23 protein-coding genes are annotated in these 23,979 nt (G+C 52.6%); 10 read left to right on the top strand and 13 right to left on the bottom strand.

Features of this window, described 5'->3' with window-relative positions; all coding sequences use genetic code 11:
- Positions 1 to 31: 31 nt before the first annotated feature.
- The 3 genes from G549_RS0102480 to G549_RS18705 all read right to left on the bottom strand — a co-directional run bounded on the left by G549_RS0102480 (position 32) and on the right by G549_RS18705 (position 2,232).
- Complete coding sequence (locus G549_RS0102480) at positions 32 to 700, bottom strand: MBL fold metallo-hydrolase (RefSeq protein ID WP_027833695.1); 669 nt, start codon at positions 698 to 700, stop codon at positions 32 to 34.
- Between the two features lie 13 nt (positions 701 to 713).
- Positions 714 to 1,307: a TetR/AcrR family transcriptional regulator gene (locus tag G549_RS18710; protein ID WP_051213238.1), complete on the bottom strand. Its 594-nt coding sequence runs from the start codon at positions 1,305 to 1,307 to the stop codon at positions 714 to 716.
- Between the two features lie 454 nt (positions 1,308 to 1,761).
- Positions 1,762 to 2,232, bottom strand: a complete 471-nt coding sequence (locus G549_RS18705) for a hypothetical protein (protein WP_169449596.1) — start codon at positions 2,230 to 2,232, stop codon at positions 1,762 to 1,764.
- A gap of 227 nt (positions 2,233 to 2,459) precedes the next feature.
- Between G549_RS18705 and fsa the strand changes: the two genes are divergently transcribed.
- Together fsa and G549_RS18700 are read left to right on the top strand one after the other, a co-directional pair.
- A complete protein-coding gene (gene fsa / locus G549_RS0102460; protein WP_027833694.1) occupies positions 2,460 to 3,113 on the top strand; it encodes a fructose-6-phosphate aldolase in 654 nt (217 codons plus the stop codon).
- An 18-nt stretch (positions 3,114 to 3,131) separates the two neighbouring features.
- A complete protein-coding gene (locus G549_RS18700) occupies positions 3,132 to 4,181 on the top strand; it encodes an Mrp/NBP35 family ATP-binding protein (RefSeq protein WP_036220852.1) in 1,050 nt (349 codons plus the stop codon).
- Here G549_RS18700 and G549_RS0102450 read toward each other — a convergent pair.
- The gene (locus G549_RS0102450) at positions 4,178 to 5,290 is read right to left on the bottom strand and encodes an ATP-dependent DNA helicase (RefSeq protein ID WP_027833693.1); all 1,113 of its coding nucleotides are present in this window, start codon (positions 5,288 to 5,290) and stop codon (positions 4,178 to 4,180) included. The two genes, G549_RS18700 and G549_RS0102450, sit on opposite strands and share 4 nt — an antisense overlap.
- A gap of 468 nt (positions 5,291 to 5,758) precedes the next feature.
- Between G549_RS0102450 and G549_RS0102445 the strand changes: the two genes are divergently transcribed.
- The 3 genes from G549_RS0102445 to G549_RS0102435 all read left to right on the top strand — a co-directional run bounded on the left by G549_RS0102445 (position 5,759) and on the right by G549_RS0102435 (position 9,284).
- Positions 5,759 to 7,063 (top strand): ABC transporter substrate-binding protein, encoded by a 1,305-nt coding sequence (locus G549_RS0102445; RefSeq protein WP_027833692.1) that lies wholly within the window; start codon positions 5,759 to 5,761, stop codon positions 7,061 to 7,063.
- Between the two features lie 80 nt (positions 7,064 to 7,143).
- Complete coding sequence (locus G549_RS0102440; RefSeq protein ID WP_027833691.1) at positions 7,144 to 8,142, top strand: carbohydrate ABC transporter permease; 999 nt, start codon at positions 7,144 to 7,146, stop codon at positions 8,140 to 8,142.
- Positions 8,143 to 8,153: 11 nt separating this feature from the next.
- Positions 8,154 to 9,284 (top strand): carbohydrate ABC transporter permease, encoded by a 1,131-nt coding sequence (locus tag G549_RS0102435; protein WP_246778326.1) that lies wholly within the window; start codon positions 8,154 to 8,156, stop codon positions 9,282 to 9,284.
- 36 nt (positions 9,285 to 9,320) lie between these two features.
- Here G549_RS0102435 and G549_RS18695 read toward each other — a convergent pair whose 3' ends face one another.
- The 3 genes from G549_RS18695 to G549_RS0102415 all read right to left on the bottom strand — a co-directional run bounded on the left by G549_RS18695 (position 9,321) and on the right by G549_RS0102415 (position 12,709).
- On the bottom strand, positions 9,321 to 10,232 hold the full coding sequence (locus tag G549_RS18695; RefSeq protein WP_051213235.1) for a DMT family transporter: 912 nt from the start codon (positions 10,230 to 10,232) through the stop codon (positions 9,321 to 9,323).
- A 223-nt stretch (positions 10,233 to 10,455) separates the two neighbouring features.
- Entirely contained in the window at positions 10,456 to 11,496 is a 1,041-nt protein-coding gene (locus tag G549_RS21120) for an SH3 domain-containing protein (protein ID WP_051213232.1), read from the bottom strand.
- A 127-nt stretch (positions 11,497 to 11,623) separates the two neighbouring features.
- Positions 11,624 to 12,709, bottom strand: a complete 1,086-nt coding sequence (locus G549_RS0102415) for a LacI family DNA-binding transcriptional regulator (RefSeq protein WP_036220850.1) — start codon at positions 12,707 to 12,709, stop codon at positions 11,624 to 11,626.
- A gap of 217 nt (positions 12,710 to 12,926) precedes the next feature.
- Between G549_RS0102415 and bglA the strand changes: the two genes are divergently transcribed.
- A complete protein-coding gene (bglA, locus tag G549_RS0102410) occupies positions 12,927 to 14,585 on the top strand; it encodes a beta-galactosidase BglA (protein WP_027833688.1) in 1,659 nt (552 codons plus the stop codon).
- A 20-nt stretch (positions 14,586 to 14,605) separates the two neighbouring features.
- Positions 14,606 to 15,607, top strand: a complete 1,002-nt coding sequence (locus tag G549_RS0102405) for an ABC transporter ATP-binding protein (protein WP_027833687.1) — start codon at positions 14,606 to 14,608, stop codon at positions 15,605 to 15,607.
- A gap of 66 nt (positions 15,608 to 15,673) precedes the next feature.
- On the opposite strand, the gene G549_RS0102400 is transcribed toward G549_RS0102405, so the two are convergent.
- Positions 15,674 to 16,423: a hypothetical protein gene (locus G549_RS0102400; RefSeq protein WP_027833686.1), complete on the bottom strand. Its 750-nt coding sequence runs from the start codon at positions 16,421 to 16,423 to the stop codon at positions 15,674 to 15,676.
- Between the two features lie 85 nt (positions 16,424 to 16,508).
- Here G549_RS0102400 and G549_RS0102395 point away from each other — a divergent pair, with 85 nt between their 5' ends.
- The 3 genes from G549_RS0102395 to arsC all read left to right on the top strand — a co-directional run bounded on the left by G549_RS0102395 (position 16,509) and on the right by arsC (position 18,286).
- A complete protein-coding gene (locus G549_RS0102395; RefSeq protein ID WP_027833685.1) occupies positions 16,509 to 17,063 on the top strand; it encodes a MarR family winged helix-turn-helix transcriptional regulator in 555 nt (184 codons plus the stop codon).
- Positions 17,064 to 17,073: 10 nt separating this feature from the next.
- Complete coding sequence (locus G549_RS18685) at positions 17,074 to 17,796, top strand: MOSC domain-containing protein (protein WP_051213230.1); 723 nt, start codon at positions 17,074 to 17,076, stop codon at positions 17,794 to 17,796.
- 85 nt (positions 17,797 to 17,881) lie between these two features.
- Entirely contained in the window at positions 17,882 to 18,286 is a 405-nt protein-coding gene (gene arsC, locus G549_RS0102385) for an arsenate reductase (glutaredoxin) (protein WP_027833684.1), read from the top strand.
- Here arsC and G549_RS0102380 read toward each other — a convergent pair.
- The 5 genes from G549_RS0102380 to G549_RS0102360 all read right to left on the bottom strand — a co-directional run bounded on the left by G549_RS0102380 (position 18,283) and on the right by G549_RS0102360 (position 23,852).
- Complete coding sequence (locus G549_RS0102380) at positions 18,283 to 18,843, bottom strand: hemerythrin domain-containing protein (RefSeq protein WP_027833683.1); 561 nt, start codon at positions 18,841 to 18,843, stop codon at positions 18,283 to 18,285. The genes arsC and G549_RS0102380 overlap by 4 nt on opposite strands.
- Before the next feature lie 115 nt (positions 18,844 to 18,958).
- Positions 18,959 to 20,545, bottom strand: coding sequence for a dipeptide ABC transporter ATP-binding protein (locus G549_RS0102375; protein ID WP_027833682.1), 1,587 nt, complete (start codon positions 20,543 to 20,545; stop codon positions 18,959 to 18,961).
- On the bottom strand, positions 20,532 to 21,398 hold the full coding sequence (locus G549_RS0102370; protein WP_051213228.1) for an ABC transporter permease: 867 nt from the start codon (positions 21,396 to 21,398) through the stop codon (positions 20,532 to 20,534). Before G549_RS0102370 ends, G549_RS0102375 begins: the two co-directional genes overlap by 14 nt.
- Complete coding sequence (locus G549_RS0102365) at positions 21,395 to 22,348, bottom strand: ABC transporter permease (RefSeq protein WP_027833680.1); 954 nt, start codon at positions 22,346 to 22,348, stop codon at positions 21,395 to 21,397. The genes G549_RS0102370 and G549_RS0102365 overlap by 4 nt, the downstream gene beginning before the upstream one ends.
- 61 nt (positions 22,349 to 22,409) lie before the next feature.
- The gene (locus tag G549_RS0102360; RefSeq protein ID WP_051213455.1) at positions 22,410 to 23,852 is read right to left on the bottom strand and encodes an ABC transporter substrate-binding protein; all 1,443 of its coding nucleotides are present in this window, start codon (positions 23,850 to 23,852) and stop codon (positions 22,410 to 22,412) included.
- Between the last annotated feature and the right edge of the window lie 127 nt (positions 23,853 to 23,979).

Below are 23,979 nucleotides of genomic sequence, written 5' to 3'. Positions count from 1 at the left end.
GAATGAAGAAGGGCGCCGATGGCGCCCTTTTTTATGTCAGCTTGCGGACAAAATGATCGAACTTGCCCATATCGCGCAGCACGGGTCCATGGCCAAAACAGATGATGTTCGGTTTGAGGGCATGCAGCTTCTTTATAGATTGAATATTTTGCTGCTGGTCTGTAGTGAACGCTGCCGGAGGCAGGCCGAGTCCAACCAGGGTGGTCATCAGATTCATATTCACCAGAGCATCACCAGCAATTAAAACACCGTCCTGCGGCCGGAAAAAGGAGATATGTCCCGGGGCGTGACCGGGGGTGTCCACCACTTCGAAACTGCCGATCTTGTCGCCTTCTTTCAGCGTCTGGTCCACCTTGTGGCCAGGGCCTGCCCAGAATTTTTGTTGAAACCGCGCAATCAGGCTGTCGCGCTTCGGATAGTTTCGGGTGGCGTAGCCACTTTCGGCATTGTCGCGTTCGATTTCAGAGGTGAGCAACGGAATGTCGAGCGCGGTGCAAATCTGTTTGCTCGCCCCCTGATGGTCCGCATGGGCGTGGGTGAGCGCATGTTTGCTGACTTTATGACCTTTAAGGGCCTTGAGTATCTTTTTGCCAGAGCCTTTGATGCCCGCATCCACCAGAACATCATCGATCAAATAGCAATTGATACTGTTGCGCGGCATCAGCGGAATATGGAAAACGGCGGGGGCGACTTCGTGCATATCTTACTCCAAACTATAAATGCTGAATTAAATGTTGTTGCACCCGCTCAAGCGGATGCAGCGATTTTTGCGTGCGCGCTAAAATCAACGCGCCTTCAAGGGCGCAAAAGCTAATCTGCGCCAATTGTTCTGCCGTGTCTGGTTGTTCGCCGAACCGGATCAAACGATCGGTCACAAGTGTTTGCCAATGGTCAAAACATTGGGAAATCGCCGAAGCGATATCGGCGTCCTGCGCGCTCAACTCCAGCGCGAGGGTGGACACCGGGCAACCTTTTTCAAAATCCGATTGAACCAGAATATGCGCAAAACCCTGCACGACTGCGGCGACGAAGCTTTCTTTGCTGTCTGCAGCCGCGCCAGCCTGCTGGATTGCATCACCAATTTCCTGCTTCGCCTGTTCAACCACAGCGATGGCAATGTCATTCTTGCCCTTGGGGAAGTGATAATAAATCGACCCCTTAGGCAGATCACCAGCGCTGCAAAGCTCATTCAGCCCCACAGCCACAAAGCCCTTGCGCTGGAACAAATCCATCGCAATTGCGGTCAGTTTCGATTTCGTCGTTTCGCCTTTGCGCTTGCGGCGCGGGGTCGTTTGTTTTGTGCTCATGACATTTTATATAGACCAGTCGTCATAAAAAGCAAGGAAATTGTTGCTGTGCGGTTTGCGGTTGAGACGCGGGCGGATGGGAATAGGAGCGAGCCGCAAAAAGTCGATTAAATTGAAAGACAAATGATGACCCTGGGCGCGTTGATATTGCACCAGGCCCCACCGGAACGAACATGCAGTTACGCGTTTTACGATGGCCTCGATCCCGAAAAAGACGGAATGCTTGGCCCAAGCGGCAAAGACATGACGCACTCACTTTAGCGGAATGCGATGATTGGAGGAGTGAACTCCCACACTGCCAATGAGTGTGGGCCATTGATTGCAAGGGCGCGATCAGGTGCTGTCGCTTGCGCGCTTATGCTTGCGGCACGGGTATTGCTATCAAAATTACAGCGGAAGAATTCATCATGGCATCCAGAATGCGCTATCAGGAAATATCACGCGGAATTGCAGCTCACGAGCGCAATGCTGTTTGTGAGATGTCCTTTCGCAATCCGGCAAGGAAGCTCTCAACCTTGGCGCGCAAACTGGCAATTGAGATCTTATGTAAATCTTCTTGCTGGATAGATAGTGCCTCCAACTCGTCTTGGTGCGCTTGTCTTACACGTTCATGGTGGGGCGGGAGGTTGAGCTGTTTTGCGGCTTCGAGCATAGAAATCAACCCATGCAATTTCTCGACGAGAGAGAACGCTTCGAACATCTTGTCAGCCAGTTCCGGGTGGTCACGCCAGGATTTGCCGCCAAATGTTTCGCCAGCCACACGTTGGCCTGCGCCAAAGCAATTATAGCGCACGCAGCCGGAAAACCCGTTTGTGTCCAGTTTTTCATGAATGTTGCACAAGTGGTTCTCAGCCAGATGATGACAGGCGGAACCCGCTTTTTTATCAAAAGCGAAATGTTTGCCTTTGTCGAACGCAAGGGCCACACAGCAAAACGCTACACAGTTCTGACAATCTGGTTCCAATGAAAATGCCGCCATATGCATGTGCTACAAGCGCAAGAGACGACAAACAAGAGATTTATTTTTTTGACCAAGTGATAAAAATATTCTAGCTTCGGTTACATATTGACGGCCAACATGGGTTTTGGCCTTGCGAACCGCCAAACAAGTATGAGACAAGGCATCAACAAATTTAGACAATCGGGTGCAATATGAAATTTTTCGTCGACACAGCAGAAGTCGCTGAAATCAAAGAACTCAACGAATCTGGCCTTTTGGATGGTGTCACCACCAACCCAAGCCTGATCGCTAAATCCGGCCGTGACTTTATTGAAGTGGTGAAAGAAATTTGTCACCTGATCGACGGTCCTGTTTCCGCCGAAGTCGCCGCCACAGACTATGATGGCATGGTGAAAGAGGGCGATTACCTCGCCTCATTGGCCGACAATGTCGTGATCAAACTGCCTTTGACCATGGATGGTTTGAAAGCCTGTCGCTATTTCACCAATAAGGGCGTGAAGACAAATGTGACCCTTTGCTTTTCCATCAACCAAGCCCTGTTGGCCGCCAAAGCTGGCGCAACCTATGTGTCGCCCTTTATTGGTCGTTTGGATGACATCAATTTGGATGGCATGCAGTTGATCGAAGATATCCGCACGGTTTATGACAATTACGGTTTTGAAACCGAAATTCTGGCGGCGTCAATCCGTTCAGCCAACCATGTGAGCGATAGCGCGCTTGCGGGTGCTGATGTGGCGACCATTCCACCAGCGGTGATCCGCAAACTGGCTGAACATCCATTGACCGCAAAAGGCCTTGAAGCCTTCGTCAATGACTGGAAATCAACCGGTCAATCAATCCTTTAAGGACTTAGGGAACGCATTATGTCAGATAAGGCGCTGGAACAATCAGTGCGCAACGCACTGGCCAATATCAATTTGCCTGGCGGAGGCGTGCTGTCCGAATTTCCGGGCCTTTCTGACGTGATTGTGACGCAAAGCGCAGTCGCCTTCGCGATCACTGTGCAGCCCGGCATGGAAGCCGCATTTAAACCGATTGTTGACGCGGCGAAAGAAGCTGTTTCCGGCGTGGCTGGCGACAAAAAAGTGATGGTGTCGCTGACCAGCGACAAAGCAGCGGCGCAAAAAGCGCAGAGCGCAGGACAACCCAAGCCAACCGTGCAAAAAGAGCCGGTTAAGGGCGTTAAAACCGTGATCGCGGTGGCCTCGGGCAAGGGCGGTGTGGGCAAATCCACCACCGCTGTTAATCTGGCCCTGGCCTTCGCCCATGAAGGCAAAAAGGTCGGCATTCTTGATGCCGACATTTACGGCCCATCCATTCCAAAACTGCTTGGCATTCATGGCAAACCAGCCGTGCGTGAAGATGGCATTTTCGCCCCCCACGAAGCCTATGGCCTCAAAGTGATGTCCATCGGCTCGATGCTGGAAGGTGATCAGGCTGTGATGTGGCGCGGCCCCATGGCCAGCTCCGCACTCAAGCAATTATTGCGCGAAACCGATTGGGGCGAATTGGATTTGTTGGTGATCGACCTGCCACCCGGCACAGGCGATGTGCACATCTCACTGGTGCAGCAAGTGGAGATGACCGGCGCGGTGATCGTCTCAACCCCACAGGATTTGGCGCTGATTGATGCCCGTAAGGCCATCGATATGTTTGCCCGCACCCAGACCCGCATTTTGGGTCTAATTGAAAATATGAGCTATTTTGAATGCCCCGATTGCGGCAGCCAACATCATATCTTTGGCGATCATGGTGCGGAGAATACGGCGAAGGAATTGGGTCTGAAATTTTTGGGTGGCATTCCATTGCAAATGGCCATTCGCGAAAATTCAGATAGTGGTAAGCCCGTTGTGGCGACAATGCCGGAAAGCATTGAAGCCAAAGCATTTTTGGATATTGCCAAAAGCCTCTAGCGAACGATGGTGATTGTTTCCGCCGCGCGCGTAATGGCCGTATAAAGGTGCCGTGCGCGGTCTTCGCGGAAGGCATAGCTTTCGTCGAACAGATAGACATTGTCCCACTGGCTGCCCTGTGCCTTGTGCACGGTGAGGGCGTAGCCAAAATAGAATTGATCTAGCTCGCGCTTGACGGGCCAACTCAGCTCATCCTCGCGGCCCTCAAAGAACTTCTCATGTGTCTTGATTTTGGCCCGCGTGCGTCGATCACCAGCATCATCGGGCGATAGCTCCATTTTGATGATGCCCTTTTTCTTCTCAACCATCTCCTCAATGCGCCAAAGTTGGCCATTGAGCAGCTTTTTCTGATGGTTGTTGCGTAAGCAAATCAGCTTATCGCCGACCACGGGAATCTGCGCCGGAAGGTGCTTCAACTCGCGCACACGGTCATTATAGGTGAGGCGGGTGGCATTGGTGCCGCAAAGAATTTGATCGGCCGCCAGCACTTCGTCGCGGTCGACATCGCGTTTCGAAATCACTTTGCTTTCGCCATATCGGCCATGTTCCAGCATTTCGCCATTGCGGATGGCCATGGAGAGCTGGATGATCGGGTTATCCGCGGCCTGACGGTGAATTTCAGTGAGCATAATGTCCGGCTCGGCATCGGTGAAAAAGCCCGTGTCATGGATGGGGGGCAGCTGGAACGGATCCCCCAACACCAAGATTTTCTTACCAAAGGACATAAGGTCACGCGCAAGTCCTTCGCCGACCATGGAGACTTCGTCAATCACCACCAGATCAGCTTTTTTGACTTCGCTGTCACGGTTCAGCTTGAACTCGGGCGAACCGCCTTGCGCGTCATCTTCATCTTTGCTGTCCACATATCGGTAGATCAGCGAATGGATGGTGCTGGCGTCGGTACAACCGCGCCGCCGCATCACCATTGCCGCCTTGCCAGTGAAGGCCGCGAACACAACTTTGTCGACACCTTCGGCCAGATGAACAGCCAAGGTTGATTTGCCCGTACCAGCCCAGCCAAAAAGCCGGAAAATTTGCGGTGCATCCTTGTCCGCGAGCCATTTTTCGACGGCGCGAAGGGCATCTTGTTGTTGTGAAGACCATTGCATAGATTGGGGCCAAAATCGGTGAAACAAAGCGTGAAAACGCCACCTTAAATGAGTCGGCGCACTTGCGCCATACGCGCTCAAATAGGTGGGAAATTGAGGTCGAAACAGCATCCAATTCTTGTGAAATTTTCAGCTGCATTTTTCATCGCAATTTCCATCGTTCGCAACGGCAAACAGACAAAATGAGAGAGGCGAGTAGAATCGCGCGGGTGGCGCCTAAATGAAAATTTTCTGCGTAACTATTTGTATTAATGTAATAAAATTTGATTTGTCTTTGCTGAATTTCTCTACTTGGCAACCTCTAACTTTTGTGTAAACTTATGCGGGCAGGCTTTTTGAGCCCTTTTTCGACGAGTTTCCAAAACGTTTTGGAATTTGGGTCGAGGGAAGAATTGGCGCTCGGTAAAACGTCGCCGCTGCAGGGCTCAGAGCGAATATTATTTTGATGCACCGTATTGGGAGGAATGCATGCAAAGATTTTTGATTTCAGGGGTTTCAGCACTGGCACTTAGCCTGGGTATGGGCTCCGCCGTGTTGGCGGACAGCCATTCTATGGATTTGTCAGGTGAAACCATCACTGTTTTTGGCCCTTGGTTGGGCGTGGATAAGGAGCACATTGAGGCCGTTTTGGCTCCATTCGAGGAAAAAACCGGCGCAAATGTTGAATATTCAGGATCTGACAGTTTTGAGCAGCAGATTGTGATCGATGTTCAGGCGGGGTCCGCACCAAACGTTGCGATTTTCCCTCAGCCCGGTTTGGCAGCTGATTTGGCGTCCAAAGGCGGACTAGTACCGTTGGAAGACGACACGACAGAGTGGGTTAAGGAAAACTATGCTGCAGGTCAATCTTGGGTCGATTTGGGCTCATATGAAGGTCCTGATGGCAACAAAGACCACTATGGCTTCTTCTACAAAGTCGATGTGAAGAGCTTGGTTTGGTATTCACCAGACAACTTCGCAGATATGGGCTATGAAGTGCCTGAAACCATGGAAGAATTGCTCGCCCTTTCCGAACAGATTGTGGAAGATGGCGGCACACCATGGTGCATTGGCTTGGGTTCAGGCGGGGCCACAGGTTGGCCAGCAACCGACTGGGTGGAAGATATTATGCTGCGCACCCAGCCGCCAGAAGTTTATGACCAATGGGTGGCCAACGAGATTCCGTTTGACGATCCTCGCGTGGTGGAAGCCATCGAAACATTCGGTACATTTGCCCGCAATGATGATTGGGTAGATGGCGGCAGCGCTGCTGTTTCCGCAACCGACTTCCGCGACAGCCCAAAAGGTCTGTTTGAAGTGCCACCTAAGTGCTACATGCACCGTCAGGCTTCATTCATCCCATCCTTCTTCCCTGAAGGCACTGAATTGGGCACAGATGCAGACTTCTTCTACTTCCCTGCATTTGAAAGCAAGGATCTTGGCAAGCCGGTTCTGGGCGCGGGTACGTTGTTCGGTATCACCAAAGATTCCGAAGGCACACGTGCATTGATTGATTATCTTCAAACCACTGAAGCGCACGAAATTTGGATGGCGCGTGCGGGCTTCCTCACACCGCACAAAGGCGTGGATACATCTAAATACGCCAACGACGCATTGCGCGGACAAGGCGAAATCTTGCTCAACGCCACAACCTTCCGCTTTGACGGTTCAGATCTGATGCCAGGTGCGGTTGGTGCCGGTTCGTTCTGGACAGGCATGGTGGACTATGCCGGTGGCAAGCCAGCAGAAGAAGTTGCTGCGGAAATCCAGTCCAGCTGGGATTCCATCAAGTAACAAATTCGATTGGAAAGGCGCTGCCGAAGGGCAGTGCCTTTTCACTAAATTGTTCGTTTTGCTAGTGAGGGAGGAGCAAAATGATTGCGCAGATTTTAAGCGCAACCCAAACGGTTATCATTGGGGTTGCCGCGTGTATTCTTTATTTTTGGGGCACAAACTGGGTTCTTGATCGCCTGATGGGCGGTGCAACAGCTTCGGTAGCGAATGAAAGTCGCCGTGCGGCCATCCGGCCTTGGGTTTTCCTGGCGCCAGCTTTATTCTTTCTCTCTCTTTATCTGGTTTATCCTGTTTTCGCGACGCTTTGGCTAAGCTTTTTTGACGCGGGCGGAGACGAATTTGTTGGTTTTTCTAACTTCTTGTGGGCGCTCGGCGACCCAAATTTCCAACAGTCGGTGTTCAACAATTTGCTTTGGTTGATTGTGGTTCCGTCTTTTGCCACGGCCTTTGGCTTGGTAATTGCGGTGATGGCCGACAAGCTGTGGTGGGGCAATATTGCCAAAAGCCTGATCTTTATGCCCATGGCGATTTCATTCATCGGCGCCTCCGTGATCTGGAAATTTGTCTATGACTATCGCAGCGGTGACAGCGAGCAAATTGGCATTCTCAATGCGATCGTTCAGGGTATGGGATTTGAACCGCAAGTGTGGATACAAATTCCGTTTTGGAACAACTTCTTTTTGATGGCGATTCTGGTGTGGATTCAAACTGGCTTTGCCATGGTGATCCTGTCGGCAGCTTTGCGCGGCATCCCGGAAGAAACCCTCGAGGCCGCGCGCATCGATGGGGCCAATGATGTGCAGATCTTTTTCAACATTATGATCCCTCAAATCTTTCCTACCATTCTGGTGGTCTGGACGACCATTACGATTTTGGTGCTCAAAGTGTTCGACATTGTGCTCGCCATGACCAATGGCCAGTGGGATACGCAGGTGCTGGCCAACTTGATGTTTGATTGGATGGTGCGTGGCGTTGATTTCGGGCGGTCTTCAACCATTGCCTTGGTGATCATGATCGCCGTGTTGCCCATTATGATCTGGAACATCCGGCAAGCCAATAAAGAACAGGGGACACGCTAATGCGCATGGATATGTCACGTTTTCTTACCCACGCTTTATTGCTGCTCATGGTTGTGCTGTGGACATTGCCCACTGTTGGTCTTCTGGTGTCATCGATCCGCGATAAAGACCAATTATCGGTGACCGGTTGGTGGTCTGCCTTGACCACGACAGAGCGCACAGATCAGGGTCGCACCGATGCGGCTGACGCCCAAGTGCAGGAAAATGGCCAATATGTCATTTCAGGCGACTTGTTTGATGGCGATGCCGCGGGGCGGCAGATCCAGTTTTTCGGCGTCACCAACAGCACCTACAATGACAATGCAGCTGGCAGCACGATTACCCTTAAAAATGGTAGCAACCTGACCGTCAATGCGGACGGCGGCTACCGCTGGGTATCTGCCGAGCCTTTTGAAACAACACGTGGTCAGCGGGTGCTCTATATTGCGGAAACGCCGCCGCGATTCACGCTGGAAAACTATGCAGAAGTGTTGGAGAGCGAGGGTATTGGTCGCTCATTCATCAATTCGTTCACCGTGACCATTCCGGCCACAATCATTCCAATTCTGATTGCGGCTTTTGCCGCCTATGCTTTGGCGTGGATGCAATTTCCCGGCCGGAGTGTTTTGGTGGCCGTGGTTGTCGGGTTGCTCGTCGTGCCGCTGCAAATGTCGCTCATCCCGATCTTGCGCCTATATAATGGCGTGATGCCGTTGTTTGGCGCAGAGAGCAAATCCTATCTCGGCATTTGGCTGGCGCACACAGGCTTTGGCTTGCCGTTGGCCATTTATTTGCTGCGCAACTACATGGCCAGCTTGCCCAAAGAAATCATGGAAAGTGCGCGCATGGATGGCGCGTCACACTTCAACATTTTCACCACCATGGTGTTGCCTTTGTCCTTCCCGGCACTGGCATCGTTTGCCATTTTCCAGTTCCTCTGGGTGTGGAACGACTTGCTGGTGGCCACCGTGTTCTTGGGCAACAATGATCGACAATTGGTGCTGACCGGGCGTTTGCGCGAACTGATCGGCTCACGAGGCGATAATTGGGAAATTCTCACCTCTGGCGCATTTATCTCAATCATCGTGCCGTTGGTCGTGTTCTTCGCGCTGCAACGCTACTTTGTCCGCGGCTTGTTGGCCGGGTCGGTCAAGGGCGGCTAACGCCAGCCTTTTATTCTGAATTTGCGGCCCGGCGCTTTAGCGGCGGGCCGTTTTATATTGGGCCCACAAAAATCGTGTGGCGGGCAAACCAATGCCGATGGCCATCAACCCCAGCGCGACAATCTCCAAAGGAATGGGCAGTTCACCCAATGCCAATGCCCCCAACAATGCTGTTGTGATGGGGATGCCAACAAGGAACAAAGATGCGGTTTGTGACCCCAGGTGACGCGCGGCAAACGTGGTCAAGAACAGCGCGATGGCACCCGCGAGAACGCCTTGGATGATCGCCTGCGAAGCAATTTCGGCCATGGATGCGGCAAATAGATTGCTGGGCATGGCCAAAAACATCGGGATGGTAAGCGGCCAAGAGCACCACACGATGCCGGCGGTGACGGCCAGAGGATCGATTTCCAGATCACGCACGGTCAAGCTGAAATAGGCAAACCCGGCGCCGACCATAAACAAGATAAGATCGCCCGGTAAGGCCCATGGATTGTAGATCAAATCGTAGCAAACGAATAAAGCCATACCGGTGCCGATCAATAAAAGGCTAATGCCGCTATGGCGCGAGATGGGCGCCTTAAACGCCAACAGACCCAAAATCGAAGAAAACAGCACCACGGAAGATGGTAAAATGGCAGCTGCATGCGCCGCTGGAGTGAAGCCCAAGCCAATATTGATCAAAAAGGGGTAAGGCGCGCCCGCAAGTGCGGTCAGCAAAATGATCCTTGGCCAACCCAGATTGAGAAATGCCCGCACATGTCGCTTGCGCAAAAAGGGCAAAAAGAACAGGCCCGACGCGAAGATCCGTAAGATTGTCAAATCGGTGGAGGTGAGGCGGGCCAACTCACCTTGCGTAGTCAAACTAAACCGCGCACCCACAAACTGCAGGGCATAAATGCCGATGGTGCTTAATCCGGCCAAAATGGCAAGCAGACGGATATTCATATGAACCTAGAGCGCTGAAATGGCGGATGCCAATTATGACGGGGAGTGGGCGCACAGGATAGCGCCATATCGGCCAACTATGGATGAAATGCCGCCGAATGCAAGCAGGCTTGCGCCCAAACCGCGGCTTCCATTGCGATGATTTGTCATCACATAAGCTCAAAACTGCATAAAAAAGCCCGGCCAAAAGGCCGGGCAGGTGAGAATGGAGGTATCAATATTTCTATTTCCAAGTGGTATATCCCAGTTTCATGGTGGTGCCGGCATAGCCGTTCAACCGGAACTGTGAGATGCGACCCTGATTGGTTTTAACGCATACATAAGAGCCAACTGGCATTGCCCAGATTGAGATCGGGTTGCTGGAGAAACTCTCTGTCTTACAGCCAGCATAGCCACGGTTTGATTTGTCGCCCAATGCGAGTTTTGCGCCATTGCGAGGTTCAATATATTTCTCAACGGGGTTCACGGCGTGATACCAGATGTCCGCACCAGGGCTGCCCACATTGCCATTGTCGAGGTTCGCCATAAAGCTGGACTTCAGATTAATCGGGCCGGTTGAATGTGTAACCGGAGCAACAGGCAACGGCACTGGAATGAAGCCAGTAAAGATGCGCAATGAAGACGCTTTGTTGCGGATCGACACAGGCAAGCTTGATTTGCTGCTGGTGTAATTTTTACAAATCCCACCAAGGTTGGCGTTGCGGCACAAGCGCGCTTTGGCGCTGCCATATAGCTTCACAGAAGCAATGTTGTCGTTAAAGGTGCCATCAAGTGTGTTCAACACTGCGGGACCGTGGCAGAATTCACTGCCCGTGAAATTGGGGCCAGTATAGAAGCAAGCCACATTGCCAGCTGGTGGCGCAGGGTCTGGATCAGGTGCAGGCGCAGGATCTGCAGGTGCACCGCCGCTGTCGCCGCAATTAATGCTGAGGCTTGGGCCGCCAGAACCGATATTGAATGAGAAGCTGCAATCTTCGCCGGAGCCGCCACTCGAACCGCCGCTTACGGGCTCAAGATAGTTTGAGCTAACCCAACCATCTGGGCCTTCATGCTCAATATAGCACCAGCCATTTTCAGCGCATTCGTTGATTTCGACATTTTCGCCGGGTGTTAGCGTGTCGACCACGCTGAAAGATGTACCCGGACCTGTGCGCACATTCAGCGCGGCGGTAGACTGCGCCGATGTCGCAAATGCGGCTGCGGTAGACAAGATGAACGTTGTTGCAGCAAAGCCAGCTGCGATAGTCATGTGTTTGAAGGTCATTTTCTCTCTCCCATTTCCAAAGCTGCCAGCATTGACAGTAACCTTGAAAGCCAAGAAAGCAAAATGCGCCTGAACAATTCCTGAATGCAGGCGTTGGGAAATATTTATGTCAGTATTGAACTAAATTTTATTTGGCTTGCTCGACCTCAAAGCAGTCGGGCACCAGATGCGCCGGCAAGTTCGGCCTGAGCTTTATGCGGCCGGGTATTAATTCACCGCTGGGCGCGCCTTTATTCTGGATGCGCTGCATCAATTGGCGCACCAGCGCATGGCCACTATCATTTAGCGGGGCGCGAACAAAACTGATCTTGTCCTCTAAATGGCTGACATCCACATGGCGCAATTCATCGTCCATGGTTGCGATTTCTAAATCCTCGCCAATGGTGCGGCTCGAGCCTTCAATTGCAGCCTGCCCCTCAACGGCCATCACGGCGGATGAATAAATGATGGCGGTGATCGTCGGGTCTTCGAGCGCTTTTTGGGTGAGCTGGAAGCCCGCATGTACCATGGGGTGAACCGCGTTGTAGATCGTTAAACTGTCGGGCGCCAAGTTCATTTTTTCTAACGCTGCTTGTGCGCCGCGCCGCCGCTCAACGGCAAATGAATAGTGTTCGTCGCCATTGATAAACGCAATATGCTTGTGCCCAGCGCCAATCAACACGGTCGTCAATGTCTCAAACAGGCCAAAATTGTCGATGTCGACCCAGGCATATTTATCTGATCGCGCTTCCCGGCCATGCACGACGAAGGGGATATCAGCGTCCAATAAATAATCGATCCGTGCATCGTTCGGTTGCGGCAGTTCCAAGATAAACCCATCAACGCTTTGATCTTTGACATAGCGTTCATAAAGGGGAATGATTTCTTTCTCGTCGCCAGAAGCGAACACCACGTCGTAATCATAATTTTTCACTTCGCGCAGAACGCCAGCAAAAACCTCGACAAAGTGCGGATCGACAAAGTGCTGCGAGCCATCGCCCTTGATCCAGCCGATTGAGTGCGATTTTTGCGTGACCAAACGTTGCGCATTCCGATTGGGTGTATAACCCATGTCGCGTGCAGCTTGCTGCACTCGTTCACGCGTTTTGGCGCTGACATCCGAATACCCATTCAAGGCGCGCGAAATTGTTGTGATCGAAAGATCGAGCTCTGCCGACAGGTCTTTGATCGTTACCTGATCGCGCTCACGTCCTGTTGGGCCATCATCGTGCATCTGCTTGTCGCTTCCCCGGCCTGGGTGTTTTTCGTCAATCCGTATTTTTCCAGACCGAACTTTCAACAATCGGTTGACGAGGGCAATATTAACCCGCTAAAAATAATCTACCAAAACGTTTTGGAAAAAGAAATACCAACAGTTTTGCGTCCCATTGCAGTGGGAACTTGCGATTGGGACAGAGAATAAAGCGACGACAAGAAATCAAAGGGTATTGATGAGCACCTTCGCCTTGCAAAATAGCGCCAAAGATAAATGGCAGAAACAAAAAGACTGGTGGCGCGGCGCGGTCATCTATCAAATCTATCCTCGGTCATTTCAAGATGCAAATGGCGACGGGATAGGCGATTTGCGCGGCATTACAGATCGGCTGGATTATGTCGCTGATCTGGGTGTGGATGCCATCTGGTTGTCCCCCTTTTTCACTTCACCAATGAAAGACTTCGGCTATGACGTTTCCAATTATCGCGATGTGGATCCGATATTTGGCACATTGGCTGATTTTGACCAATTACTGGAAAAGGCGCACAGCTTGGGTCTGAAGGTCATGATCGACCAAGTGATCAGCCACACCTCTGATCTGCATGATTGGTTTGAACAAAGCCGCCGCGATAAAACAAACGAAAAGGCCGATTGGTATGTGTGGGCGGATGCCAAGCCCGATGGGTCGCCGCCAAACAATTGGCTTTCCATTTTTGGTGGGTCGGCATGGACATGGGATCCGCGCCGTTGCCAATATTATTTGCACAACTTCCTCGCTTCACAGCCGGACCTTAATTTCCATAACGCAGAGGTGCGTAAAGCGCTGTTGAGCGAAGTTCGGTTCTGGCTGGACCGTGGCGTGGATGGTTTTCGGCTCGATACGGTCAATTTCTATGTGCATGATGCGTCGCTGCGCGACAATCCGGCTTTGCCCAAGGATCAAATAAATTCCACCATCGCGCCCGCGGTGAACCCATATAATTGGCAAAATCACCAATTTGACAAAAGCCAGCCCGAAAATGTCGACTTCTTGGCAGATTTGCGCGCGGTGTTGGACGAGTATGATCACATCACAACCGTAGGTGAGATTGGCGATGCCCAGCGCCAACTGGAGTTGATGGCCGAATATACGTCCGGCGGCAACAAGTTGCATATGGCCTACACGTTCGATTTTTTAGGTGGCGAGTTTAAAGCGCCATATTTTGCCGAACGGATTAAAGAGCTGGAAAATATCGTAACCGATGGCTGGCCGTGCTGGGCATTTTCAAACCATGATGTGGTACGTCATGTGTCGCGGTGGGCGACGAATGAGCGTGACCACAAGGCGTTGGCGCGATTGAGTGCAATGCTCTTATTGTCCTTGCGTGGTTCAGTTTGCCTTTATCAAGGCGAAGAACTGGCGCTGCCCGAAGCGGACATCGCCTATGAAGATCTGGTTGATCCATATGGTATTGAGTTCTGGCCGAATTTTAAGGGGCGTGACGGCTGTCGCACCCCAATGGTGTGGCAGAAAAATGGTCCCAATGCGGGCTTCAGTATTGCCAACAAAACCTGGTTGCCCGTGCCGCGCGCGCATAAAGACTTGGCGGTAGATCAGCAGGGCGACGAAAGCATCTTGCGGCTGTACCAAGACTTTCTGCGCTTCCGACGCGACCACAAGGCATTGACGACAGGGGCCATCGAAAAGGTCTCGGCGACGGATCAAATACTGTCTTTTGAGCGCACCGCTGATGATGAGCGTTTGTTGTGCCTGTTCAATATGTCGGATGAGGCTGCGGAAATTGCGCTAGACATGAACAACATTGCCGACAGCGATTGGCCGCATGCGGCTGAATGTACGGATGCAGGACTTAAATTACCGCCGCTAGGCGCCTATATTGGAGTGATAGGGTAAACCTTTGGGAGGAGGGGACCATGGCTGATATTACCATTTCGGATTTGAACAAATCCTATGGACCAGTGCATGTTTTAAAGGATATCGATCTCGATATCAAAACAGGTGAATTCATCGTGTTTGTCGGGCCATCTGGCTGCGGTAAGTCCACTTTGTTGCGCACCATTTCCGGCTTGGAATCTATCAGTTCCGGCGAATTGAAAATCGACGGAAAAGTGGTCAATGATGTGGCGCCATCCAAGCGCGGCATTGCCATGGTGTTCCAATCCTATGCGCTCTATCCGCATATGAATGTGTTCAACAATATGGCCTATTCCCTGAAGTTGATGAAGTTGCCAAAGGCCGAGATAAAACAAATGGTTGAGGCGGCAGCGGCCAAACTTCAATTGACGGAGTATTTGGACCGTTTGCCCAAACAACTTTCGGGCGGGCAGCGTCAGCGGGTGGCGATTGGCCGCGCGATTGTGCGCGACCCAAAGGTCTTTTTGTTTGATGAGCCCCTATCGAACCTCGATGCAGCCCTCCGCGTGCAGATGCGCATGGAAATTGCGGGGCTGAAAAACAGCCTGCCCAACACGACCATGATTTATGTGACCCACGACCAGGTAGAAGCCATGACCATGGCTGACCGTATCGTGGTGCTCAAAGATGGGGTGGTTCAGCAAGTGGGCACACCCATGGAGCTATATGAAAAGCCCAACAGTCTGTTTGTGGCAGGTTTTATAGGCTCGCCAAAAATGAATTTTATTGAAGGCGCACAGGCCAAGCCTTTCAATGCCCACACGGTCGGCGTGCGGGCCGAGCACCTCGACATCGTTTCCTCTGATGGCGACTTTAAAGGCACAGTGATGCACACGGAAGTTCTGGGCTCTGACACCTATATTTACATCAATATTGGTGAAGAGGAGCCGCTGGTGGTGCGCCGCGATGGCAACGCACCACTTGCTTATGGTGAGAAAGTGGAAATCAAAACCCGTCCAGAATATGTGCATCGGTTTGATGAACACGGCCAGCCGATTTAAAACCTCCAATCCTCCCCGCTCACTTTCGTGAGCAAACTCATGGATCCGATCATTTCGGATCCATTTTTATTTGATCACACCGGGCAATGACAGATCGCCTGAAGCCACATCAAACACGTCTGTTACGCAAAGTATCGGCGCATGAATGTTGGCGTTCACCCGCAAGGCGGCGGTGACCCCGTCATAATTGACGCCAACCAGATCAACATCGTGATCAAATGGCACATTCACCCGAATTTCGCCCGCATCAAACTGTGGGCTATAGCCGGGGCTATCGATGAAGAGCGGCAAGCCGGGCCAGGTTTTGGGCAGCTTTGGGGTGGTGCCTTCATCAATGTCACGCACCGCAAGCGCACCTTCGCCACAGGCCGGTGTTGGGGTCAACACCACCCAATGGGAATGCCACAAGGCGCCGTCATTGTCCAAGGCACCATCATTGTTCTCGTCATATAGCGGAGTGTCGTCAAAGTCCGGGTGGGCAGTGGCCGCAAGGGCCAAAATCCCTGATCCGCCTTCAAAGCCGACCGCAGCAGGATCAAGCGAAGTGGGCCACACATAGGCATGCACACCTGCACCACCTAACGCACCAACCGATACGGGCGCCTCCGCACCTGCTACACCAGCAGTGCTCAGATGGAAGGTGACGGTTTGCCCGTTGCGGTGCGCGTGCGCCGCCAGAATATCGTAGCTGGCAACAATGTCGTTGCTTTGCGCTGACGTGACAGCATCTGCCATATCCTTGGCGTGGTTGCCATCGGCGAAACCTGCACTGCTTAGCCCTGCCAGAATCAATGTGCTCAAAATTATTGTTTTCATTTTCCGTTCTCCTGTTGTGGAGAAGCTCTTTTAATAGCGAGTCGAAACTATTGCAATAGTAATTTTGACTCGCTATTAATTACCTATGAGCGAATCTGAGAAAAACACCATTTTGGAAATGTTGGAGCGCATTGGTCGGCTGACCCAGGCTGAGCAATGGACCAATGATCTGAACCCCACCCAACTGGCGGCGCTTAAATATTTGGCGCGGGCCAATTGCTTTTCCCGCGCGCCCTCCCATGTGGCGGACTATTTGGGCACGACACGAGGCACCGTGTCGCAAACCCTAAAGGCGCTGGTGCGCAAGGGCTTGATTGAAGAGGTCAGATCGGAGCAAGACCGTCGGTCCATTCGATATGATTTGCGCGAAGGTTATGAACAGGCGCTGGATTTTGACACTTCCATCGCCAAAACAGTGGCGCAAATGGATAAGGACGAACAGCAAAGACTGTCCAACAGCTTGCGCCACCTGCTCACAACCACTTTGGAAATGCGCAAAAACCGGACATTTGGCATGTGTAAGACGTGCAAACATCACCGCAAAGACGTAAAAGGCAACGCACATTGCGCGCTGCTAAAGGTGGATTTGAAACCGCACCAGATTACGCAAATTTGCCACGAACATGCTACCGCCGCTTAGGACGAAATTTATGCAAACCACCTCAAAAATCTCCGGCCTCTTTGTTGGCAAGCCGCAACAGCGCAGGGCGGGAAAACCGCCTAGCGCCATCGCAAAACAGCAGGTGAGTGGGCCACTTGAACTGTTGGAAGATGGCTTCACCATCGACGAGCAAGCGGACAAAAAAGTGCATGGCGGTGCAGAGAAGGCAGTGCATCATTATCCGGCGGAGCATTACGCGTTCTGGCGCGATCAAGGATTCGACACACCGTTTGAATTCACCCCCGGTGCGTTTGGCGAGAACATCTCCACCAGAGGTTGGACCGAAGAACTGGTGTGTATTGGCGATATTCTTGAGCTGGGCACAGCACTGGTGCAGATAAACCAGGGGCGGCAACCTTGCTGGAAATTGAACATGCACACGAGCTTCAAGATGATGGCATTAGAGTTGCAAAACTCAGGCCGTACGGGGTGGTATTATCGCGTGCTACGCCCTGGTGTCGTCGAAATGGGCGATGACATCCGCCTCGTGGAACGGCTTCATGCGAACTGGCCGTTGGCAGACGTTATAGCAGCGCGCTTTGATAAGAACTTATCGACCGAGACCGCCGCGGAACTTGCCGCTATTGAGGCAATGGCGGCAGGTTGGCGGAAATATTTCACCAAAAAGGCCGGCGGCGCCTTTGTTGAAGACCAGACCTCGCGGCTGGTGGGGCCAATGGGTGAAAATCCGCCACAAAACGAACGGGCCTAAACCACCACGCCAAATTCATCGCAGTTTGTCGCGTCACTGTCATTTGATGATGTGATGATGAACTGTGTCAGGTGAGGAGGCGCAAATGACTGTCACCATATATCACAATCCACAATGTGGCACTTCACGCAATGTGCTGGAAATGATTCGCCGTTCTGGTGAGGAGCCCAAAATTATCCATTATCTTGAGACGCCACCAACGCGGCTGGAGCTGGAAATGCTGTTGGTGCAAATGCGGATGTCCGCACGTGATTTGCTGCGCCAAAAAGGCACGCCATACGATGAACTTGGCCTTGAAGATGAAACACTGAGCGAAGATGAGTTGATCGACGCAATGATGATGCACCCTATTCTGATCAACCGACCCATCGTGGTGACGGATAAGGGCGCCGCCCTGTGCCGACCATCAGAAAAGGTGCTCTACATTTTGAACATGCCGCTCGATCAACCATTCACCAAAGAAGATGGCGAAGTGGTGCGCACGGCCTAAACCGCGAGCTCATAATAGCCCATGGCGGGGCCAACTTCGTCTTCTTCATAGCCAAAGTGCGACAATAAGAGTTTTTCGAGCTTTTCGTGCGCGGCAACTGTCCGCTCAAATTGAGCATCGCTCGGATCGTCAATCAAACGCGCCGCTTCATCATTGAGTTGAACCAAAAGCGCATGCACCACTTTATGTTCTTCGCGGAGGCGCTTCACCACCTTGTCGAGTGCCTTCTTCCGCCCTTCAAGAGCGGGAAACATGTGCATATCTTCAATCTGGTGATGGCCATTGACCATCTGGCAATGCTGGCCACAAAGATTGCCAAAAATCTGGTAATTCTCAAAAATTGGATTGTCTTTGATCTGAGCGTGAAACTCGCTGGCGCTGGTGTCCCCCGTGCGCACGCCCTCAAGCAGAGTACGCATCATGCGCATATTGCGCCGATGATGTTCGTGAATAGCGCGCAAGTGCCGCATCGGCTGGCGCTGATGCTCGTTGAGATTGCCAAAATCTGGCGCTTTGGGCCGCGTGGAGTCGTCGGGAATTTGAATGTCTTTGCTCATAGGGGGCTTATATCAAAAAGGAAAATACGCAGTGATGGTTGAATCCGGGTCAGACTGTTTCATTATGTTGAACAATCTCCGCATTGAGCGCTGGTGCGCGCAACAGTGCTCGGCTCTAACCCAAGATCGTCAGCCGGGCGTCGAGTAGCTTTTTTGTAATTTCAGCCTGCGGCCGATCAAAAACATCATCAACTTTTCCACGTTCGACGATTTGTCCGTGATTCATCACCATCACACGATCCGTCACCGTGCGCACCACATCCAAATCATGGCTGATGAACAAATAGGCCATGCCGAATTTTTCTTGTAAATCATGTAATAACGCCAGCACATCGCCGCGAATGGATACATCGAGTGCCGACACAGGTTCGTCCAAAATCATCAATTTTGGCTTGAGCACCATGGCGCGGGCGATGGCGAGGCGTTGGCGCTGCCCGCCCGAAAAGGCGTGGGGGTATCGCCCCAACATATCGGTTGAAAGACCAACACGTTCAATTGCTTCAGTTACGCGCTCTTGCCGCTGTTCGGCAGATAGTTCTGGCATCAGATGCAGCGGCTCAAACAGCGCGTCGCGCATACGCATGCGCGGGTCAAAGCTGCCAAACGGATCCTGAAAAACCATCGAGATTTCGCGACGTGCGGCGCGTGGCATTGACCCCTGTTTATGCCCAAACCGGTGCCCATCGAAATGCACTTCACCCGCCTGTGCCGGGTCCAACCCGGCGATCATGCGCGAAAGTGAAGTTTTGCCGCAACCTGAAGGGCCAACCAAGCCAAGCGTTTCGCCGGCGTGAAGTTCAAACGTTGCCGCATCAACGGCGGTGACAGGGGATGGGCGTTGCCACAGCCAACGCCGCTGTCTGAACTGGCGCGTCAATCCATTGACTTGCAGCAACGGCGTGGCGCTTTTTGTGCGGGTAAACGCAGGACGCGGTGTGGGCTTGGCCGCGGCAACCAACCGCTTTGTATAGGCTTGTTGCGGCGATTGGAGGATCGCTTGGCTTGGTCCATGCTCCACCAGCTTGCCTTTTTCCAACACATAGATTTGATCACATAAGGCGGCAACCGCGCCCAAATCATGGCTGATAAACAGCAAAGCCATTTTTCGCTCACGGGCAATGCGTTTGATCAGGTCAATCACGCCCCGTTGGGTGATCATATCGAGCGCCGAGGTTGGCTCATCTGCAATCAAAAGCGCTGGCTCACCCGCCAGCGCCATCGCCAGACCCACGCGCTGGCGCTGGCCCCCAGACAACTCATGCGGGTAGCGTGTGCGCATATGGGCAGGCAGGTCGACTTCCGCCAACAGGGCCTCAATATGTGCCTTGGTGTTGTTTTCCGGGCGATGCAGCGCCAGCACTTCCCCGATCTGATCACCAGTTCGCATTAAGGGGTTTAACGCGGTCATAGGTTCTTGAAAAACCATGCCGATCTGCGCACCGCGATAGGGGAAATTGAGATCTTCGCCCAGCTGCGCTGCATCGATTTTTGTGCGCTGGTCAAAGCTGAAACCGATTTCACCGGAAACTTCAGCCCGTTCGGGCAGCAAATTCATCAAGGTGAGCGCGGTCAGGCTTTTGCCGGACCCGCTTTCGCCAACCAAGCCAACTTGTGCGCCGGGCTGTATTTCTAAATCCAAACGTGACAGCACCTCACGATCGCCAAATCGAACGGTGAGTTGTTCCAGTTTAGCCAGTGACATTCATGCCTCCAGCTTTCGACAATTTCGGGTCCATTTGATCGCGAAGCCCGTCGCCCATCAAATTGAGCCCCATGACAAAGGCAATAATGGTGACCCCTGGCCAAATCGCTTGCATGGGATAGGCAAGAAAGAAGCTCTGTGCTTCCTTCAGCATCAATCCCAGGCTGGTTTCGGGCGGTTGTGTGCCCAGGCCAATATAGGAAAGACCCGCCTCGGCCAAAATGCCAAGCGAAAGTTGAATGGTGGCCTGCACAATCAGCAAGCTCAAAATGTTGGGCAGCACATGGCGCACGGAAATCTGCCAAACCCTAAGGCCCGACAGGCGCGCCGCATCCACATAATCCAAAGTCCAAATCGACAAGGCACCACCACGCGCGACGCGCGCAAAAACCGGGATGTTGAAAATGCCGATGGCAATCATGGCGTTGATGGCACTGGGGCCGAACAAGGTGGTGATGATAATCGCGGTGATAATCGCGGGGAAAGCGAACACAAAGTCATTAAAGCGAAGGATCAGCCTTTCCAACCATCCGCCATGTCCGGCAGCGAGCAGGCCAAGCGGCACGCCAATGACCATGCCAATCGCCACAGCCAACACCGCAACCCGCAGACTGGTGAGAGCGCCCGCCATCAACATCGACAAAATGTCTCGCCCAAAAAAGTCTGTGCCAAACCAATGGTTGCCGGACGGCGCAGCAAACCGATTGGCCACGTTTACAATGTCGGTCGCGTGTGGTGTCCAAACCAAGGAAAGAAGCGCGAACGCCACCAAAATCAGGCTGACGCAAAAGCCAATGGCAAAGCTGGGGTGCGCGAAATTTGAGCTGAAGGCTTTCAATAATCTGGTGCTCATGGTGTCGCCCGTTTTTTAAGGCGCGGATCAACCAGCGCATAGAGCAAATCCACCAAGAACATGATGATCACCACCAGGCCGACCAGCACCAGCAAGGCGCTCCGAACCACAAAAAGGTCACGCGCGGAAATGGCTGTGAAGGTCAGTCGGCCGAGGCCCGGCAGGTAAAACACATTTTCGACAATGATGGTGCCAGCAATCAAAAAGGCGAATTGCAGGCCCATGATGGTCAACACGGGGAGCAGGGCGTTGCGCACCCCATGTCGCCAAAGGGCCTGGCTTTTGCTCAAGCCTTTTGCACGAGCCGTACGGATAAAATCCTGTCGCGCCACGTCCACCAGCGAGGTGCGCATCACGCGCGCCAAAATCGCGGCTTGCGGCAAGGCAAGGGCTATGGTGGGCAAGATCAATGCGCGAAATGCTGCCGACGGGTTTTCCGCCCACGGCACAAACCCGCCGGGGGGCAGCCACTTCAAGGTCACAGCGAACACCACAACCAACAGCATAGCAAACCAGAAATTGGGAATAGCAATGCCAATTTGCGCCAGGCCCATAAGACCCGCATCGCCCGGTTTGCCTTGGTGTTGTGCTGCAAATATGCCGAGGGGCAGGCCAATCAGCGTCGACAGGATGAGGGCGCCAAACGCCAGGGGCAGGCTGAGTTGCATCCGATCAAGAATCAACTCTGCAATCGGCGCACGTTGGCTGGCGCTCATGCCCAGATCGCCCGTCATCAACCCGGTGAGCCACTGGCCAAATCGAATAATGGCAGGCTGGTCTAAGCCCAATTGCTGGCGAAGCGCTGCTAACGACTCGTCAGACGCATTGATGCCCAACATGAACCGCGCCGGGTCTCCGGGCAGCACATCCAGCAGAAAAAAAATGAGCGCCGCAGCGACCAGCAAGGTCAGTGCGACACCCAATAATCTTTGTATCAAATAGCCAACCATGGGCGTATCGGGCTGGTTTTAGCCCAACTTGTCAAGCGCAAGCTTGTACTTATCCAGCGCCTTACTCAGCCCACTTCACTTGGGTCAAATCATTGCCTTCAACCGGAGAATTTGGCCACATGCCAGAAAGTCGCGCATCCCACACCCCGGTTTTCGCCAATTGGAACAAATAGCCATTTACGGCATCTTCCGACAAAAGCCGTTGTGCGTCCTGCGCCAGCTTTTCGCGCTCCGCATCGTCAGTAACGACGTTGAGCGTCGCGATCAGGTCTTGGAACGCTTTGTTGTCATATTGGAAATAATAGTCCGGATTGGCATAAATCCCGATATCAAACGGTTCTACGTGGCTCACAATGGTCAAATCGTAATCCTTGTTGGTGAACACGTCTTCCAGCCATTGCGCCCATTCCACATTGATCAATTCCAAATCAATGCCGATTTCGCGCAACTGCGCTGCCAAAATTTGGCCGCCGCGGCGGGCGTAGGTTGGGGGCGGGAGTTTCAACGTGGCTTTAAAGCCATCCGCATAGCCAGCCTCCGCCAAAAGCGCCTTTGCCCGTTCGATATCGCGTGGGTACGTGTCGAGCAAATCCACATAATAAGGATGGTGCGGCGCGAAATGGGTGCCGATTGGCGTGCCATAACCAAACATCGCGCCATCAATAATCGCCTGACGATCAATCACATGGGCAATGGCTTGCCGCACGCGCAGATCATTGAACGGCTCGGCCTTATTGTTGGTGGCCAAAATGGTCTCACCTTCAGTGGAGCCCACCACCACATTAAAGCGCGGGTCAGCTTCAAAAATCTCAAGTGTTTCTGGCGCGGGGAAATTGGCAAAGCCGTCAAGCTCGCCCGCAAGCATGGCATTTTGTGCCGCATTCGGATCAGAAATAAAGGTGAAGATGGCACGGTCCAGATAAACGTCATCGCCGACATAATCCGGGTTCTTTTCCAAGATCACCTTGGACCCTTGCTGCCAATCTACAAACGTGAAGGGCCCAGTGCCAACAGGATTTGTTTGGTTTGTCTCAGCGCTCTCGGGTGCCACAATCACCGCGTCGCCGCGACCAAGGTTGAACAAGAAGTTCCCTTGTGGGTTGGCAATTTCAATAGCGATTTTGTTTGGCGCCAACACCTCAACTTTAGTGATGGGGGCAAAAATGCCTTTTTGGGCGTTTACGCTGTCTTCTGCGCGGGCGCGATCCAGGCTGAATTTCACATCTTCTGCATCAAAGCTGGTGCCATCGTGGAAGGTTACGCCTTCTTTCAGTGTGAATTCATAACGCGTGCCATCGTCAGAAATGGCCCAGTCTGTCGCCAGTGAGGCCCGCACAGCACCATTCTGGTCAATGCGAGTCAGCCCTTCAAACAGATTGGCATAAACCACTTCGTCAATTGCCGCTGCGGCCCCCGCTGTGGGGTCGAGGTGAGGTGGTTCAAGCACCAAGCCTAGCCGAAGTTCGTCAGCCAGAGCTGTTGAGGAAAACAAGGTTGCGGCCATAAGGCCCGCAAGGTGAAGCGCAGAATTTTTCACGGATATTCGCTCCCATAGAATTTCCCCTCTTTTATAGGAGAACATGATCAGATGAAAAGGGCGCAAAATAAGAATTATTTGACCGTCTGGTGAA

It is taken from the genome of Maritalea myrionectae DSM 19524 (assembly GCF_000423365.1).
Lineage (GTDB): Bacteria > Pseudomonadota > Alphaproteobacteria > Rhizobiales > Devosiaceae > Maritalea > Maritalea myrionectae.
This window is presented reverse-complemented; position numbering and strand designations above follow the sequence as displayed.

What these genes read in the sequence shown, in the direction of transcription:
- G549_RS0102480 (WP_027833695.1), bottom strand. Translation starts at nt 700, where the DNA reads ATGCACGAAGTCGCCCCCGCCGTTTTCCATATTCCGCTGATGCCGCGC.
- G549_RS18710 (WP_051213238.1), bottom strand. Translation starts at nt 1,307, where the DNA reads ATGAGCACAAAACAAACGACCCCGCGCCGCAAGCGCAAAGGCGAAACG.
- fsa (WP_027833694.1), top strand. Translation starts at nt 2,460, where the DNA reads ATGAAATTTTTCGTCGACACAGCAGAAGTCGCTGAAATCAAAGAACTC.
- G549_RS18700 (WP_036220852.1), top strand. Translation starts at nt 3,132, where the DNA reads ATGTCAGATAAGGCGCTGGAACAATCAGTGCGCAACGCACTGGCCAAT.
- G549_RS0102450 (WP_027833693.1), bottom strand. Translation starts at nt 5,290, where the DNA reads ATGCAATGGTCTTCACAACAACAAGATGCCCTTCGCGCCGTCGAAAAA.
- G549_RS0102445 (WP_027833692.1), top strand. Translation starts at nt 5,759, where the DNA reads ATGCAAAGATTTTTGATTTCAGGGGTTTCAGCACTGGCACTTAGCCTG.
- G549_RS0102440 (WP_027833691.1), top strand. Translation starts at nt 7,144, where the DNA reads ATGATTGCGCAGATTTTAAGCGCAACCCAAACGGTTATCATTGGGGTT.
- G549_RS0102435 (WP_246778326.1), top strand. Translation starts at nt 8,154, where the DNA reads ATGTCACGTTTTCTTACCCACGCTTTATTGCTGCTCATGGTTGTGCTG.
- G549_RS18695 (WP_051213235.1), bottom strand. Translation starts at nt 10,232, where the DNA reads ATGAATATCCGTCTGCTTGCCATTTTGGCCGGATTAAGCACCATCGGC.
- G549_RS21120 (WP_051213232.1), bottom strand. Translation starts at nt 11,496, where the DNA reads ATGACCTTCAAACACATGACTATCGCAGCTGGCTTTGCTGCAACAACG.
- G549_RS0102415 (WP_036220850.1), bottom strand. Translation starts at nt 12,709, where the DNA reads ATGCACGATGATGGCCCAACAGGACGTGAGCGCGATCAGGTAACGATC.
- bglA (WP_027833688.1), top strand. Translation starts at nt 12,927, where the DNA reads ATGAGCACCTTCGCCTTGCAAAATAGCGCCAAAGATAAATGGCAGAAA.
- G549_RS0102405 (WP_027833687.1), top strand. Translation starts at nt 14,606, where the DNA reads ATGGCTGATATTACCATTTCGGATTTGAACAAATCCTATGGACCAGTG.
- G549_RS0102400 (WP_027833686.1), bottom strand. Translation starts at nt 16,423, where the DNA reads ATGAAAACAATAATTTTGAGCACATTGATTCTGGCAGGGCTAAGCAGT.
- G549_RS0102395 (WP_027833685.1), top strand. Translation starts at nt 16,509, where the DNA reads ATGAGCGAATCTGAGAAAAACACCATTTTGGAAATGTTGGAGCGCATT.
- G549_RS18685 (WP_051213230.1), top strand. Translation starts at nt 17,074, where the DNA reads ATGCAAACCACCTCAAAAATCTCCGGCCTCTTTGTTGGCAAGCCGCAA.
- arsC (WP_027833684.1), top strand. Translation starts at nt 17,882, where the DNA reads ATGACTGTCACCATATATCACAATCCACAATGTGGCACTTCACGCAAT.
- G549_RS0102380 (WP_027833683.1), bottom strand. Translation starts at nt 18,843, where the DNA reads ATGAGCAAAGACATTCAAATTCCCGACGACTCCACGCGGCCCAAAGCG.
- G549_RS0102375 (WP_027833682.1), bottom strand. Translation starts at nt 20,545, where the DNA reads ATGTCACTGGCTAAACTGGAACAACTCACCGTTCGATTTGGCGATCGT.
- G549_RS0102370 (WP_051213228.1), bottom strand. Translation starts at nt 21,398, where the DNA reads ATGAGCACCAGATTATTGAAAGCCTTCAGCTCAAATTTCGCGCACCCC.
- G549_RS0102365 (WP_027833680.1), bottom strand. Translation starts at nt 22,348, where the DNA reads ATGGTTGGCTATTTGATACAAAGATTATTGGGTGTCGCACTGACCTTG.
- G549_RS0102360 (WP_051213455.1), bottom strand. Translation starts at nt 23,852, where the DNA reads ATGGCCGCAACCTTGTTTTCCTCAACAGCTCTGGCTGACGAACTTCGG.